The sequence below is a fragment of the Labrenzia sp. THAF187b genome, from assembly GCF_009363375.1.
GTDB classification, from domain to species: Bacteria; Pseudomonadota; Alphaproteobacteria; order Rhizobiales; family Stappiaceae; genus Roseibium; species Roseibium algicola.
Map to the genome: position 1 here is coordinate 2,300,018 of NZ_CP045344.1, position 14,495 is coordinate 2,314,512.

Annotated in this window: 13 protein-coding genes; 4 read left to right on the forward strand and 9 right to left on the reverse strand. The window is 60.0% G+C overall.

Annotated elements, in window-relative coordinates:
* Positions 1-54: 54 nt before the first annotated feature.
* From FIV03_RS10605 to rpsU, 3 genes are all read right to left on the reverse strand, one after another.
* Positions 55-915, reverse strand: coding sequence for a sulfotransferase (locus tag FIV03_RS10605; protein ID WP_152509539.1), 861 nt, complete (start codon positions 913-915; stop codon positions 55-57).
* 170 nt (positions 916-1,085) lie between these two features.
* Positions 1,086-1,898 (reverse strand): tetratricopeptide repeat protein, encoded by an 813-nt coding sequence (locus FIV03_RS10610; protein WP_023003502.1) that lies wholly within the window; start codon positions 1,896-1,898, stop codon positions 1,086-1,088.
* A gap of 207 nt (positions 1,899-2,105) precedes the next feature.
* Complete coding sequence (rpsU, locus tag FIV03_RS10615) at positions 2,106-2,333, reverse strand: 30S ribosomal protein S21 (RefSeq protein WP_008188883.1); 228 nt, start codon at positions 2,331-2,333, stop codon at positions 2,106-2,108.
* A 403-nt stretch (positions 2,334-2,736) separates the two neighbouring features.
* On the opposite strand from rpsU, the gene FIV03_RS10620 reads away from it, so the two are divergent.
* A complete protein-coding gene (locus FIV03_RS10620; protein WP_062487024.1) occupies positions 2,737-4,134 on the forward strand; it encodes an MATE family efflux transporter in 1,398 nt (465 codons plus the stop codon).
* Between the two features lie 91 nt (positions 4,135-4,225).
* On the opposite strand, the gene FIV03_RS10625 is transcribed toward FIV03_RS10620, so the two are convergent.
* From FIV03_RS10625 to FIV03_RS10635, 3 genes are all read right to left on the reverse strand, one after another.
* The gene (locus tag FIV03_RS10625; RefSeq protein ID WP_152509540.1) at positions 4,226-5,317 is read right to left on the reverse strand and encodes a 5-(carboxyamino)imidazole ribonucleotide synthase; all 1,092 of its coding nucleotides are present in this window, start codon (positions 5,315-5,317) and stop codon (positions 4,226-4,228) included.
* A 29-nt stretch (positions 5,318-5,346) separates the two neighbouring features.
* Positions 5,347-5,835 carry a 5-(carboxyamino)imidazole ribonucleotide mutase gene (gene purE, locus FIV03_RS10630; RefSeq protein WP_055661187.1) on the reverse strand — a complete coding sequence of 163 codons (489 nt, stop codon included), beginning with the start codon at positions 5,833-5,835 and terminating at the stop codon, positions 5,347-5,349.
* 148 nt (positions 5,836-5,983) lie between these two features.
* Entirely contained in the window at positions 5,984-6,190 is a 207-nt protein-coding gene (locus FIV03_RS10635; protein WP_023003497.1) for a DUF465 domain-containing protein, read from the reverse strand.
* A 355-nt stretch (positions 6,191-6,545) separates the two neighbouring features.
* Here FIV03_RS10635 and FIV03_RS10640 point away from each other — a divergent pair, with 355 nt between their 5' ends.
* Positions 6,546-6,725 (forward strand): DUF465 domain-containing protein, encoded by a 180-nt coding sequence (locus FIV03_RS10640; protein ID WP_031270536.1) that lies wholly within the window; start codon positions 6,546-6,548, stop codon positions 6,723-6,725.
* Between the two features lie 58 nt (positions 6,726-6,783).
* On the opposite strand, the gene FIV03_RS10645 is transcribed toward FIV03_RS10640, so the two are convergent.
* A complete protein-coding gene (locus tag FIV03_RS10645; RefSeq protein ID WP_152509541.1) occupies positions 6,784-8,418 on the reverse strand; it encodes an acyl-CoA synthetase in 1,635 nt (544 codons plus the stop codon).
* A gap of 202 nt (positions 8,419-8,620) precedes the next feature.
* A complete protein-coding gene (locus FIV03_RS10650) occupies positions 8,621-9,385 on the reverse strand; it encodes a sulfite exporter TauE/SafE family protein (protein WP_023003494.1) in 765 nt (254 codons plus the stop codon).
* Positions 9,386-9,570: 185 nt separating this feature from the next.
* On the opposite strand from FIV03_RS10650, the gene FIV03_RS10655 reads away from it, so the two are divergent.
* Both FIV03_RS10655 and FIV03_RS10660 read left to right on the forward strand, forming a co-directional pair.
* Positions 9,571-11,478 carry a propionyl-CoA synthetase gene (locus FIV03_RS10655; protein ID WP_152509542.1) on the forward strand — a complete coding sequence of 636 codons (1,908 nt, stop codon included), beginning with the start codon at positions 9,571-9,573 and terminating at the stop codon, positions 11,476-11,478.
* A 135-nt stretch (positions 11,479-11,613) separates the two neighbouring features.
* Entirely contained in the window at positions 11,614-12,405 is a 792-nt protein-coding gene (locus FIV03_RS10660; protein WP_055661189.1) for a 3-oxoacyl-ACP reductase family protein, read from the forward strand.
* Between the two features lie 65 nt (positions 12,406-12,470).
* Here FIV03_RS10660 and FIV03_RS10665 read toward each other — a convergent pair whose 3' ends face one another.
* Positions 12,471-14,279 (reverse strand): ABC transporter transmembrane domain-containing protein, encoded by a 1,809-nt coding sequence (locus FIV03_RS10665; protein ID WP_077291755.1) that lies wholly within the window; start codon positions 14,277-14,279, stop codon positions 12,471-12,473.
* Between the last annotated feature and the right edge of the window lie 216 nt (positions 14,280-14,495).

Below are 14,495 nucleotides of genomic sequence, written 5' to 3' on the forward strand. Positions count from 1 at the left end.
TGGTGATGGTGATTGGTTTGCCGGTCAGCTCAAGACGGCTGTCCAAGGTCGCGGTCAGGCGTTCGCCAGATATCTTTCCATCTGCAGGTCGGGATAGAGCTCCCGCATGCGGTGACCGCAGATCTTATCGATGATTTCGCATTCCTGACGGGACAGGTTTTGAGGCGGCGTATAGGAAACTTCTGGCTCGAAGTTCGTTGCTGACGTCGGTTTCCAGGTGTTGATCTTCGTGTCGGCCACTTCAGGCTTGATGCCCGTTAGATTGGTGAAGGCCTCTATCCGGTCGATATTCTCCTGAAGGTTTTCCGTCAGGTCCTCATATTCGACGACGTGCAGCATTGCCGGCAGGTTTTCGAATTGATTGCGCTTCAGCGTGACGATCACTTCCGTGTTTGCGATCCACTCGGTGCAGCCTTCCACAAGCTTCGACAGGTCAGTGATCCAGCCCTTCGACTTCTGCGACCGCAGGACATCGTAGACATTCCGATAGATGTAGATGCATTTGAGGTCGCTGATCAGGTCCGACGTCTTGACGACGCTTTGAAAGGAAACATTGGGAACCTTTACCGCCCAGATATCCTTGTCGATTGCCTGCGTCGCATCGTCGTAGCTCTGCCTGTAGACCTGCACGGCTCCAACCAGCGCATGGGTTGGAAATTCTGCCGGCAGATCCAGACCAACCATCCAGTAGTCATAGTTCTCTTCGAGGATATTGTTCCATTCGAAGGCTTGCCGTTCCTGGTTGTTCTGGACGTTTACAATCTCCTTATGCGCAAACTCGCACAAGTTGATGATGCGGCGACCACAGGTTTCCCCGTAGCAAATTCCGTTTTCCGAACTCGTGATCAGCCGCTGCAGGAGCGTTGTTCCTGAACGCGTGGTTGGCGAAGTTACGAGAATGGGACTGGCTGTCATGGTGCGAAGCTGGCTTTTCTTCGTCTGGAACGGCTTCGTGGCGAATCGCTTTGAAAACGCTAACACGAATGAACGTTGACGTCGAAAAGGGTGCGATTGCGCAACCTGCGCACGCAGCGATGTGCGGGCGCGATATTGGATGAAAAGGCTTGCTGAATATCGTGGCCGGATCAGCCGTTGCCGACGCGGCCAAGACCTTCGCGGGCAATCTTGTTGGAGTTGTCCAGCGTGATCGCGCGGGTGTAGCTCCGGCGCGCATCCTTCGGATTGTTGAGCATTTCCTGGGCGAGGCCCCGGTTTGCCCAGGCAATTGCGGAATCCCGGTCGAGGTTGACGGCCATCGACAGATCCGAGAAGGCGGCGTTCGGGTCGTTTACAGCGATGTAGGAGATGCCGCGAGCGATATAGGGAGCGCTTGCCTTCGGGTTGAGGCCGATGGCGGTCGCGAAGTCCTCGATCGCGCGCTGATGCTGGTTCTGCGCCTGGTAGATCAGGCCGCGATTGTAGAACGCACGGGCATCGCTGCTGTCACGGGTGATGACGGAATTGAAGTCGGCAAGGGCAGCGTTGTAGTTGCCCTGTTGGCGATAGATGTTGCCACGCCCGACATAGGCCACGTCATAGTCCGGCTTGATGTTGATCGCGCGGGTGTAGTCGGAGACCGCCTGATCGTTCTGGCCCATGCGGCGATAGACAAGGCCGCGGTTGGCATAGGTCTGGTAGGACTGCGGGTTGAGCTGCAGAGCCCGATTGAAGTCCTCGACCGCCTTGTCCAGCTTGCCGGCCTGGCCGTAGGCAATGCCGCGGGTGCTGTAGGCGCTTGCATCGTTCGGATTGGCATCGATCACCGCCGTCAGAGAGGCGATGTTGGTCGAAGACCCGGCCGAAGCATTGGTCGGCACATCGTCGTAGACGCCCGTGGTGCAGGCCGACAGCACGGCTGCAAGGCCAAGCAACGTTGCATGGGGCAGAAACTTGCGCATGCGGCACATACGATCTCTAAGGGTCAAGCGATTAGACATGCCGTTCATCTGCCTCCAATAGGGCGGGAGTATGGCTGCTTCGGGCTCTTTGAACCAAGCCGGATGCATTCCCCGCAAAACGCCAAAAGCCGACCGGAACTTCGGTCGGCCTTAGGGCAGTTTTGAGAAGATTGGCGGCCAAATCCGCCAGAAACGCTCAAGCCGAACTTAGCGGCGAGCAGACTTGCCCGGGAGCAGGCCTTCACGCTGTGCCCGCTTGCGAGCCAGCTTGCGTGCACGGCGAATTGCTTCAGCCTTTTCACGCGCCTTCTTTTCAGACGGTTTTTCAAAGTGACCGCGAAGTTTCATTTCACGGAAGATGCCTTCGCGCTGCATCTTTTTCTTGAGCGCCTTCAGCGCTTGATCGACATTGTTGTCGCGAACCAGAACCTGCACGCGTTTTTTCCCGTTTTCGATGCGCTGCAGAGGATCCGCAGCAAGAATAACCATGATGGAAGCGAGGCTTCGCCAACGAACCTTACGGTGGTTTCAAAAACACATGCGGATGCCCATCGGTTTACCGATCAATCAAGCATCCACTTGTGTACAGAGACCTTATCGCCGCTGACGCGTCGCTCACTTTGGCGCGCTTAATACCAGAGCAAACCCTATGTGTCCACAGGCATTCGCAAAGAAACCCGCCAAAATCGGATTCCGGCACCTGCGCCGGAGCGTGTCCCCAACCCGTAGAACAAGTGTGGACACCGGACAGTATCACGACTAGAGGTGGATGTCTCACCCCGGTCAAAAGAGCCTCGTGCAAGAAGGCGTGACCTTGCCCACATTGTTGGAGGAAACAATGGCGCAGAACGCGTCAAGGGCTCCCGATTCGGACAAGAGCCAGTCCCTTTGGCGGAGCGACATACGGCCTACCCTTTCTCTGGGGTTGCCGCTTGCCGGGGCCCAGTTGGCCCAGATGGCCATCAATACCACGGACGTTCTGATGATCGGACGTCTCGGCGCGCAGGAGCTTGCTGCCTCCGTGCTGGCCTTCAATTTCTACATGCTGGTCTGGTTTTTCGGCATGGGTGTGCTGCAGGCGGTGATTCCGCTTGCCGCCCGCGCCCGTGGCCAGAGAAAGCTGCGCGACCTGCGCCGGGCCGTGCGCATGGGCTTCTGGATTTCCGTCCTGTTCTGCATCCCGGTCTGGGGCATCCTGATCTTCATCGAGCCTATCCTGCTGATGCTGGGGCAGGAGCCGGAACTGGCCAGGCTCGCGGGGGTCTACATGGTCTATCTGCAATGGACCATGTTGCCGGCTCTGCTGATCATGGCCGTGCGCGGCTTCCTGACCGTAATGGAGCGGACGCAGGTGGTGCTCTGGGCGACGATTGCCGGTGCCATCGCGAACGCGTTCCTGGATTATGTGCTGATTTTCGGCGAACTCGGTTTCCCGCGCCTGGAACTGGTTGGGGCGGGGATTGCCTCGGTCATCAGTGCGACAACGACATTCCTGTTCCTGCTGGCGTATGCCGTGCTGCACCCCAGGCTTCGGCGCTACAACATTCTGGGCCGTATCTGGCGGTCGGACTGGCCTGTCTTCTTCCAGATCGTCCGGCTGGGAACGCCGATTGCACTGACAATCATTGCAGAGGGCTCCCTGTTCACGGCCTCGTCGGTGATGATCGGCTGGCTGGGCACGCTGCCGCTCGCCGGTCACGGCATCGCCCTGCAGATCGCATCCATCACCTTCATGGTGCCTGTCGGTCTGTCCGTGGCCGCCATGACCCGCGTCAGCCTTGCTTCCGGGCGGGACGACCACAAGGGGGTCGGCCGCGCCGGCTGGACCGCGCTGGTCGTGACCATGCTGTTCATGGGTCTTTTTGCCATTCTGTTCTGGACGATCCCGGAGCAGCTGGTGGGTGCATATCTCGACCTCAGCGACCCTGAAGCCAGGGAAGTGATGGCCTATGGCGTCTCGTTCCTCACGGTCGCGGCACTGTTCCAGCTTGCCGATGGTGGCCAGATTATCGGTGTCAATAACCTGCGCGGCCTGGGCGACACCACGATACCGCTTTTCTACGCCCTGTTTGGTTATTGGGTCGTCGGCATCAGCCTGTCGCTTGGACTGGGTTTTGTCGCCGAATGGGGCGGGGTCGGTGTCTGGTGCGGCCTGGCGGGCGGCCTTGCCTCCGTCGCGGTGCTGGCGAACCTGCGCTTTGCCCGGCGGGAGAAGCTGGGTCTCGTGCCCGGCTGAGCCAGCCCCGTGTTGGCAACGTATCGGCGTCAAAACCAGAAAGCCCCGGCTTGTGTCCGGGGCTTTTTCAATGCTTTTCAGATGGTCCTGTTCAGGACTTTTCCGAGATCCAGTTGACGTGGCCCATCTTGCGGCCTTCTCGGGTTTCGGCCTTGCCGTAAAGATGCAGACGGGCAGCGGGTTCCTTGAGAACCTCCTGCCAGCTGTCGGCGTCGAAGCCGATGAGATTTTCCATGACGGCATCCGAATGCCGCTCGGCGGAGCCCAGTGGCCAGCCGGCGACAGCACGAATGTGCTGGTCGAACTGGGACGTCAGGCAGGCGTCCTGCGTCCAGTGTCCGGAATTGTGAACGCGCGGTGCAATCTCGTTGACCAGCAGTCTTTCGCCCGCAGCCTCGCGCACCAGGAACATCTCAACGCCCATGACGCCGACGTAATCCAGACCGGCAACAATCTTCCCGGCCATCGCACGGGCTGCGTCCAGCGTTGCCTGCGAGACGCCGGCCGGAACAGTCGAGGTTTTCAGGATGTGGTTTTCGTGGTGGTTCCGGGCAACGTCGTAGCAGGCAATGCCGCCGTCCAGGTCCCGCGCGACAATCACGGAGACTTCACATTCGAAGGGGATAAGCGCTTCGAGCACCATCGGCACCGCGCCGAGCTTTTCGAAGGCGCCGTCGGCATCCTCGGGCTTGCGGATCATCTGTTGCCCTTTGCCGTCGTAGCCGAAGCGGCGGGTCTTCAGAACACCCTGTCCGCCAAAACGCGCGACGGCTTCATCGAGATCCTGCTGCGAGGCAATGTCGGCGAAGTCGGCAATGGCAACACCGGCACCGGAGAGAAACTGCTTTTCAAACAGCCGATCCTGCGAAACCTCAAGCGCACGCACACCCGGGCGCACCGGAACCTTGGCGTCGAGATGGGCAGCCGTCGGGCCCGGCACGTTTTCGAATTCATAGGTGACGGCGTCGACGGAAGAGGCGAAGCGGTCGAGCGCGTCGATGTCCTCATAGGGCGCAACCGTGAAGGTGGCGCTGACGTCAAAAGCGGGACTGTTCGGATCCGGGCAGAAGATATGTGTCTTCAGGCCAAGGCTGGCGGCCGACTGTGCCAGCATCCGGCCGAGCTGGCCTCCACCAAGGATGCCGATGGTGTCGCCTGGGCTCAAACGGGTTTTGGCGTTCATGGTATGGATCCTGCCCGCGTCGGGCTATTTCAGTCGTTGGATGGCGTTTCGGCGACAGCGGCAGTGCGCTCGGCGCGGAAGGCGGTGAGGGCGGCGTCGATTGCCGGATCATGCAGGGCCAGGACGGCAGCGGCCAGCAGGGCGGCGTTGGTGGCACCCGCCTTGCCGATGGCAAGCGTGCCGACCGGAATGCCGGCGGGCATCTGCACGATGGACAGGAGACTGTCCTCGCCGGAAAGCGCCTTGCTTTCGACCGGAACACCGAAGACGGGCAGCGGCGTCAGGGCCGCGGTCATGCCCGGAAGATGGGCTGCACCGCCTGCGCCTGCGATGATTATCTTGAAGCCTTCGGCCTTTGCGCTCTTGGCGAAGTCGTACATCCGGTCCGGCGTGCGGTGGGCAGAGACGATGCGTGCCTCGTAGCTGACACCGAGCTGGTCCAGCGTGTCGGCGGCGTGTTTCATTGTCGGCCAGTCCGACTGACTTCCCATGATGATGGCGACATCCGCTTTGGCCATAAAATGCTCCAGTTTCCGGCGGGCTCAGAAGAGCCGCGGAGTATAGGCAGCGCGCCGCGCATCGCAAGCGCGAATCGGCAGATTTCGTGTCGGAAATTCACATTCGGGGTGCATGGTGCCGATGCGGGAAACGCGCTGGCAGGCAAGCTCAGGCGATGATGTCCGGGAACAGCTGATCCTCAAGTGCCGTGATCCGGTCCTTGATCATCAGTTTCTTCTTCTTCAGCCGCTGCAGCTGCAAGGCATCTTGGTTCGAAGTTGAGGCGAGTGCCTCGACGGCCGCATCAAGATCTCTGTGTTCCTGGCGAAGCTGCGCCAGTTGCAAACGCAACGCATCACTATCCATCTGCGCCATCTATGTCCCCCAAACAGGAGATAAGTCCTAATCCATTTTGCCGATGACGGGCAAGATATCATCTTAGGCCAGCCGGTGGCCGGTTTTCAAAAGTCCCTTGCTTTCGTCACGCGAACCGGGGTGCAGGTCACGATTTCGTATGTTGAAAACTTGTGAACTGGCAAATCTTTCAAGGGTAATTTTCGTGAGTTTTAAGTGTCTTAATTGGGGCCGCTTCTTCAGGGTTTCCTAAGGATAGCAGCGAGAATGCATAATTTGACGGCGAAACGCTCAAGCTATGCGCAAAGAACAATCGACAACGCCGGAATTCCTGTGGCACGATGAAAATGTTGAGCCAACAGACAGGAGGTTATCCATGTCAATGCAGTCGCATCTCGCAGAACTTGAGCGCCGTCACGCGGAAATGGAACGCAAGATTGAAGACGCTCAGTTACATCCGAGTACAGACTCCCTGCAATTGGCTGACATGAAGCGTCAAAAGCTCAAGATCAAGGATGAGATTACGCGAATACGGGAAAAGGAAACGCTCCATTAGAGGGCAGTTCCTCTGAGATTGAACGCCGCGCATTGCGCGGCGTTTTTGTTTTCAGCCCCTAGAGCGCCTTTGCCTGCTCGCGCAGGGCGAATTTCTGGATTTTGCCTGTCGAGGTCTTGGGCAATTCGCAGAAGACAACAGTCTTCGGAGCCTTGAAGCTGGCAAGGTGCTGCCTGCAGAAGGCAATCAGGTCGGCCTCGCTAACCGTTGAACCGTCCTTCAACTCGACAAAGGCACAAGGGGTTTCGCCCCATTTCTCGTCCGGTTTCGCCACCACAGCCGCGGCCTGCACGTCGGCGTGCTTGTAGAGCACTTCTTCCACTTCGATGGAGGAGATGTTCTCGCCGCCGGAGATGATGATGTCCTTGGACCGGTCCTTCAGCTGGACATAGCCGTCGGGATGCAGGACGCCGAGGTCTCCGGAATGGAACCAGCCGCCCTTGAAGGCCTTCTCGGTCGCTTCCGGGTTTTTCAGGTAGCCCTTCATCACGACATTGCCGCGGAACATGACCTCGCCAAGGGTCTCGCCATCGGCAGGCACTGGCTCCAGCGTTTCCGGGTCGAGCACCGTCAGACCTTCCAGCGCGACATAGCGTACGCCCTGGCGTGCCTTTTTCTGTGCCTGTTCGGCAAGCGGCAGGTCGTTCCATTCGACCTTCCAGTCGTTGACGACCGCCGGGCCGTAGACTTCCGTAAGGCCATAGAGATGGGTGACGTTGAAACCGGCGGTTTTCATGGCAGCGAGCACGCTTTCCGGCGGCGGGGCGGCGGCGGTGAAGAATTCCACTTCGCGGTCAAGATCGCGCTTGTGCTCGGGCGCTGCGTTGAGGAGCGTCGACATGATGATCGGCGCGCCGCACAGATGGGTGACGCCTTCATCGGCAATCAGGTCCCACATGGTTTGCGGGCGGACCCAGCGCAGACAGACATGGGTTCCGGCGACAAGCGACAAGGACCAGGGAAAACACCAGCCGTTGCAGTGGAACATCGGCAGGGTCCAGAGGTAGACCGGGTGCTTGGCCATGGAGGCGGTAATCACATTCGCCTGGGCCAGCAGGTAGGCGCCGCGGTGGTGGTAGACCACGCCCTTCGGATTGCCCGTGGTGCCGGAGGTGTAGTTGAGCGCGATCGCATCCCATTCGTCATCGGGAAGCGACCAGGCAAAGTCCGGGTCGCCCGATTGCACGAATTCCTCATAGTCGAGGCTGCCGAGACGTTCGCCTTCCTGCGGAAATTCCGTGTCGGAAAAGTCGATCACGGTAGGTGTCACCGTCGCAATCGACAGGGCTTCCTTGACGACCGGCGCATATTCACGATCGGTGATCAGCACCTTGCAATCGGCATGGTCGAGCTGGAAGGCAATGATAGCGGCGTCGAGGCGTGTGTTCATGGAATGCAGAACCGCACCGGTCATCGGCACCCCGTAGTGGGCTTCCAGCATCGGCGGCACGTTGGACAGCATGACGCTGACCGTATCGTTCTTGCCGATTCCGAGCCGCGTCAATGCGGATCCAAGCCGGCGCGCCCGCCGATAAAAGGTCCGGTAGTCGGTCCGCTGACGACCATGGACGATCGCAACCGTGTCCGGAAACACATCCGCCGCCCTTGCCAGGAAGCTCAGCGGACTGAGCGGTGCATAATTGGCGGTGTTCTTGTCGAGACCCCGGGCGAAGGGGTTGACGCTGGCATCCATGACCATCCTCCCTGAAGCATCCCGCCAGCAGATGGGAACGGGATGCCAAAAACGTCTTGAGACCAATCTGGTACCCTCCGCCACGTTGGGGGGAAGGCACGGTGACCGGTTGATTTTGGCCGTATCAAAACCGGAAACGGTTTGCCGTGCAATTGGTCATTGGCGGGGGTATCCCCTTAGACGATCCACCCCGCGCGCCATGTCAGGCAAGAAGGCCGACAATTCCGTCATAAGTCAGCTTGGCGCCGATCACGCCCATGAAGATATAGATAATGGCGTAGAACATTTCCGCCTTGACGATGCGCACCAGCCAGACACCGACAAGAGTTGCCACCAGCGCCACTGGAAACAGCGTGACGGAAGTCGACAGGTTGGTGGCGTCGAATTGTCCCAGCAGGAAATAGGGCACCAGTTTGATCGCGTTCACGGTGGCGAAAAAGATGACCGCCGTTCCGGCAAACAGCATGGGCGCCATGCGCAGCGGCAGCATGTACATCTGAAAGGGTGGGCCGCCGGTGTGGCTGATGAAGCTGGTGAAGCCTGCCATCATGCCCCAGAACGTGCCCTTCGGCAGATTGTGGCCGCTCGCGGTGGTGATCTTGCGCTGCTTGAAGAGATAGTCGGCGACGAAGGCCAGGGACATTATGCCGATCAGGAAGATGACGAAGGAGTCGTTGACATAGGCGGCCGTGGCCCAGCCGATGCCAATGCCCATCACGGCCGCGGGCAGAAGAATGCTGAGGGTTTTCCAGTCAGCACGGCCGCGATAGGCAATCAGCGCAACAATGTCCATCACGATCAGGATCGGCAACATGATGCCGGCAGCCTGCAGCGGCGAAATGACGAGCGCCATGATCGGCACTCCAAGCATGGCGAAAGTGCCGCCGAACCCGCCCTTGGACAGGCCGACCAGAAAGACCGACGGAATGGCGGCCGCATAGAACCAGGGATCAGTAATTGGGATCATGTGCTGAGAAACGCGAGGAGTAGAACGGACAGGCCCGGCAGACAATCATGCCAGAGTGCTTACGTAAAGTCCCGAAGGCCGAATTGCCTATAAGCGGAGGCTTGCAATTTCGGGTTCCCTTACAGCACTCTAGACCGCAAAAGCCGGAGCTGTGGCTCCGGGCTTGTGTTTGGGAGGACATTGTCATGGCAAGCCGGTATCACGAGATCTACCAGGGCTGGAAACAGGATCCGCTCGGGTTCTGGAAAGAGGCCGCTGAGGAAATCGACTGGGTCTCGACGGGCGACAAGGTGTTCGATCCTGATCAAGGGCAATATGGCCGCTGGTATCCGGATTGGGAGTGCAACACCTGCTACAACTGCCTGGACCGGCACGTGGAGCGCGGTCGTCCCGGCCAGCCGGCACTTATCTACGACAGCCCGATTACCGGACGGACAGCAAGCTACACGTATGCGGAGCTTCTGGAAGAAGTGGAGGCCATGGCCTGCGTGCTGGCCGACCAGGGCCTCGTCAAGGGCGACCGGGCCATCATCTACATGCCGATGATCCCCCAGGCCGTGATGGCGATGCTGGCTTGCGCGCGTCTTGGTGTCATTCATTCCGTCGTCTTCGGCGGCTTCGCCGCAAACGAGCTGGCAACGCGAATCGATGATGCGACCCCGAAGGCAATCATCGCAGCATCCTGCGGCATCGAGCCGGGCCGCGTCATTGCCTACAAGCCCCTGATCGATCAGGCCATCGATATTGCCAGGCATAAGCCGGGCAGCTGCCTCGTCTTCCAGCGCGAGGAACTGACGGCGGACCTGAAAGCGGGCAGGGACCACGATCTCGGTGCTCTTCAGGCAGATGCTGTCGCGGCCGGGCGCAGGATCGCACCGGTTCCGGTGAAAGCAACCGACCCGCTCTATATCCTCTACACTTCCGGCACGACCGGTCAGCCCAAGGGCGTCGTTCGCGATAACGGCGGCCACATGGTGGCACTGAAATGGTCGATGAAGAACCTTTACGACATTCAGCCGGGGGAAGTTTTCTGGGCAGCATCAGACGTGGGCTGGGTGGTCGGCCATTCCTACATCTGCTACGCGCCGCTATTGCACGGCTGCACCACGATCGTCTTCGAGGGCAAGCCTGTGGGGACGCCGGATGCGGGAACGTTCTGGCGGGTTATTTCCGACCACAACATCGTTTCGCTGTTCACGGCGCCGACCGCCTTCAGGGCGATTCGCAAGGAAGACCCGAAAGGCGAGCTGATCCAGAAATACGATCTGTCCCAGTTCCGGTCCCTGTTCCTGGCGGGAGAGCGTGCGGATCCTGAAACGGTCAACTGGGCCATCGACCAATTGCAGGTGCCGGTGATCGACCACTGGTGGCAGACGGAAACCGGCTGGTGCATCGTCGGCAACCCGGTTGGTCTCGGTCAGTTGCCGGTCAAGCCGGGATCACCCACCGTGCCGATGCCCGGCTACGACGTTCAGGTGCTGGACGATGCCGGCCATCCGCTGGGCGCCAATACGCTTGGCAACATCGTGGTGCAACTGCCGCTGCCGCCGGGTTCGTTGCCGACTTTGTGGAACGCGGACAAGCGGTTCTTCGATGCCTATCTCGCCGAGTTCCCCGGTTACTACAAGACCGCGGATGCCGGGATCATTGATGACGACGGGTATCTGTCGATCATGGCGCGGACCGACGACATCATCAACGTTGCCGGCCACCGACTGTCGACGGGCGGCATGGAAGAGGTGCTGGCCACGCATCCCGATGTTGCCGAATGTGCCGTCATCGGCATTGCAGACAAGCTGAAAGGCCAGCTGCCCTGCGGGTTCGTTGTTCTGAAAGCCGGTGTCGACCGGACCCACGACGAGATCGAGAAGGAGCTTGTCAAGCTGGTGCGCGACAAGATCGGCCCGGTGGCGGCGTTCAAGATCGCGATCACCGTGGACCGGTTGCCGAAAACGCGTTCCGGCAAGATCCTTCGAGGCACCATGCGCCAGATCGCCGACGGAGAAAGCTGGAAAATGCCGGCCACGATCGATGATCCGGCAATCCTGGACGAGATTACAGAAGCGCTCAAAACACACGGAATTTCCGTCTGAATTGACCAGGTGACGTTGCTGGAGGGCGATAACAGCCATCGACACAGCCGTTTTTGACACTTAATGTCGGGCCGCCGCGAAGCGGCCCGCACTATTTGCGCATCAGAATTAAACTCAAGCAGCCGTGAGGTTTCCGTGTCTTTGGAGAATAAGGTCGCCATCATTACCGGGGCAGCCCGTGGGATCGGATTTGCAGTCGCCAAGCGCTTTGTCGCCGATGGCGCGAAGGTCGTGATTGCCGATGTGGATGACGAAGCCGGTGAAGCCGCGGCTGAAGATCTGAAATCGCAGGGCGAGGCAATGTACATCCATTGCAACGTCGCTGAACGTCTGGACGTTCGCAATCTGGTTGCCGAAACGCTGAACGCCTATGGCGACATCGATGTGCTGGTCAACAACGCCGGCATCGTGGTCGGCGCGGATTTCCTCGACCTGGAAGAAGAGGATTTTGAGCGCGTCCTGTCGATCAACCTGAAGGGTGCTTTCCTGTGCTCGCAGGCCGTTGCCCGCCACATGGTGGAGAAGGTTCAGAACGGTGGCGAGCCGGGCTGCATCGTCAACATGTCGTCGGTCAACTCGGTGCTCGCGATCCCGAACCAGATCCCCTACTGCGTTTCCAAGGGTGGCATGTCGCAGCTGACCAAGACGACCGCCCTGTCGCTTGCCCAGTACGGCATCCGTGTCAACGCCATCGGGCCGGGCTCGATCATGACCGAGATGCTGGCGTCGGTGAACAGCGATCCGGCGGCGAAGAACCGCATCCTGTCGCGGACGCCGATGCTGCGCGTCGGCGAACCGTCCGAAATCGCCAGCGTCGCCGCCTTCCTGGCGTCCAGCGATGCCAGCTATGTTACCGGTCAGACGATCTTCGCCGACGGCGGCCGCATGCCGCTCAACTACACGGTCGCGGTTCCCGACGACGCGTGATCCGACATCGGCATTCATCAGCCAAGAAGGGCGGCAATCATGCCGCCCTTTTCACGTTTGACGGGCTATGCGGTTTCCGCGTCCAGCTCGGCACCAAACTGGAGCCTCGCCAGTTTGGCATAAAGGCCACCGGCAGCGGTCAGTTCGCCGTGTGTCCCGGTTTCGACAATCCGGCCGTTTTCCATCACCACGATCCTGTCTGCCTTGAGAACCGTTGCCAGCCGGTGTGCGATCACCAGCGTGGTCCGGTTCTCCATCAGCCGGTCGAGGGCTTGCTGGACCAGGTTTTCGCTTTCCGCATCGAGCGCGCTTGTGGCTTCGTCCAGCAGCAGCACGGGGGCGTGTTTCAGGACGGCACGGGCGATGGCAATGCGCTGGCGCTGGCCGCCGGAAAGAGTAATGCCGCGTTCGCCGACAATGGTGTCGTAGCCGTCCGACATCTTCTCGATGAAGGGGGCCGCAAGCGCTGCTTCCGCGGCGGCGATGACTTCTTCCTGGCTGGCGTCCGGCCGTCCGTAGGCGATGTTCTCTGCAATGCTGGCGCCAAAGATAGCCGTGTCCTGCGGCACCAGTGCGATATGGCGGCGCAAGTCTTCCGGGTCGAGGTCCGGCAGGGCAACGCCATTGAGGCGGATGTCACCCGAGACGGGATCGTAGAAACGCATCAGCAGGCTGAAGAGGGTCGACTTGCCTGCGCCTGAAGGTCCGACCACGGCCACGGTTTCGCCCGGCGATATGGTGAGGCTGAGGTCGCGGACGACGGGCATTTTCTCCGCGTTGCGATAGGCGAAAGACACATCCTGGAAGACGATCTCGCCGCGCGGCGTCTCGGGCAGGCTGACCGGGTTTTCAGGTGCGGCGATTTCCGGCTGGATTTCCAGAAGTTCCGACAGGCGCTCTGCCGCGCCGGCTGCCTGTGAAAGTTCGCCCCAGACTTCGGAGAGGGCAGCCAGGGATCCAGCCGCCAGAATGGAATAGAGCAGGAACTGGCTGAGTTCACCACCCGTGATCCTGCCGGAGAAGACGTCGCTGGCACCGATCCAGAGGACGGCGACGATGCTGGCCCCGATCACCATGATGGCAAAGCCGGTCAGCGCAGCGCGGGCCACGATTGCCTGACGGGCAGCCTGGAAGGCGGCATTGACGGCATCTGCATAGCGGCCTGCGCTGCGGCTTTCATGGGTAAAGGCCTGAAGCGTGCGGACCGAGCCCAACATCTCACTTGCATAGGCTGATGCTTCAGCAAGGGTATCCTGGGCAAAGCGAGACCTTCTGCGCACCTGACGCCCGAAGCCGAGAATGGGAATGAGAATGACCGGGATAGCTGCCAGAACGATGACGGAAAGCCTTGGACTGGTGACGACCATCATCACCGCAGCGCCCAGGAACATGATCAGGTTGCGCATGGCAAGTGACGCGCTGGAGCCGAAGGCAGCCTTGATCTGGGTGGTGTCGGCCGTCAGCCTCGACAGGATTTCCCCGGATTTGGCGCTGTCGTAAAAGACCGGGCTGAGCCTGGTCATATGAGCAAAGACATCGGAGCGCACATCGGCGACGACCCGTTCGCCAATCCACATGACCAGGAAATAGCGGACGGAACTGGCAGTTGCGAGAGCGCACACCACGCCGATCAGCACGGCGAAATAGGAATTGACCAGCGCGGGGTCATCGGCGCCGAAGCCGAAGTCGATCATCCGGCGGACCGCCGCAGGAAGAACAAGCGTTATGACGGCGGCCGAGAACAGGGCTGCGACTGCCGCTGCAACCATGGTCTTGTGCCGGAAGAGATACGGCAGCAGCCGGGTAAGCGGGCGAAGCGATCTGCGGGACTTTCCGGATGGGGATTGGGTTTCGTTGGCAGGGGCGTCGGCCACTGGGGTCTCCTTGTTGTTCCTTCCCGTCTTAGCATGTTCCGCAGTGCGGACAATGACTTTGGACAAAGCCGCCAAGAGCTTTAAAAGGGCTTTGTCGGAGGAAAGCGGGCCGCGTCGGCGAGGGGTTGAAATCCTTTGCCGGAGATAGCTGGAAATTGCCGGAATTTGCCCCTTGTCTTGGCTCCTTCCATGGGGTATATCCCCGCCTCATGTTTC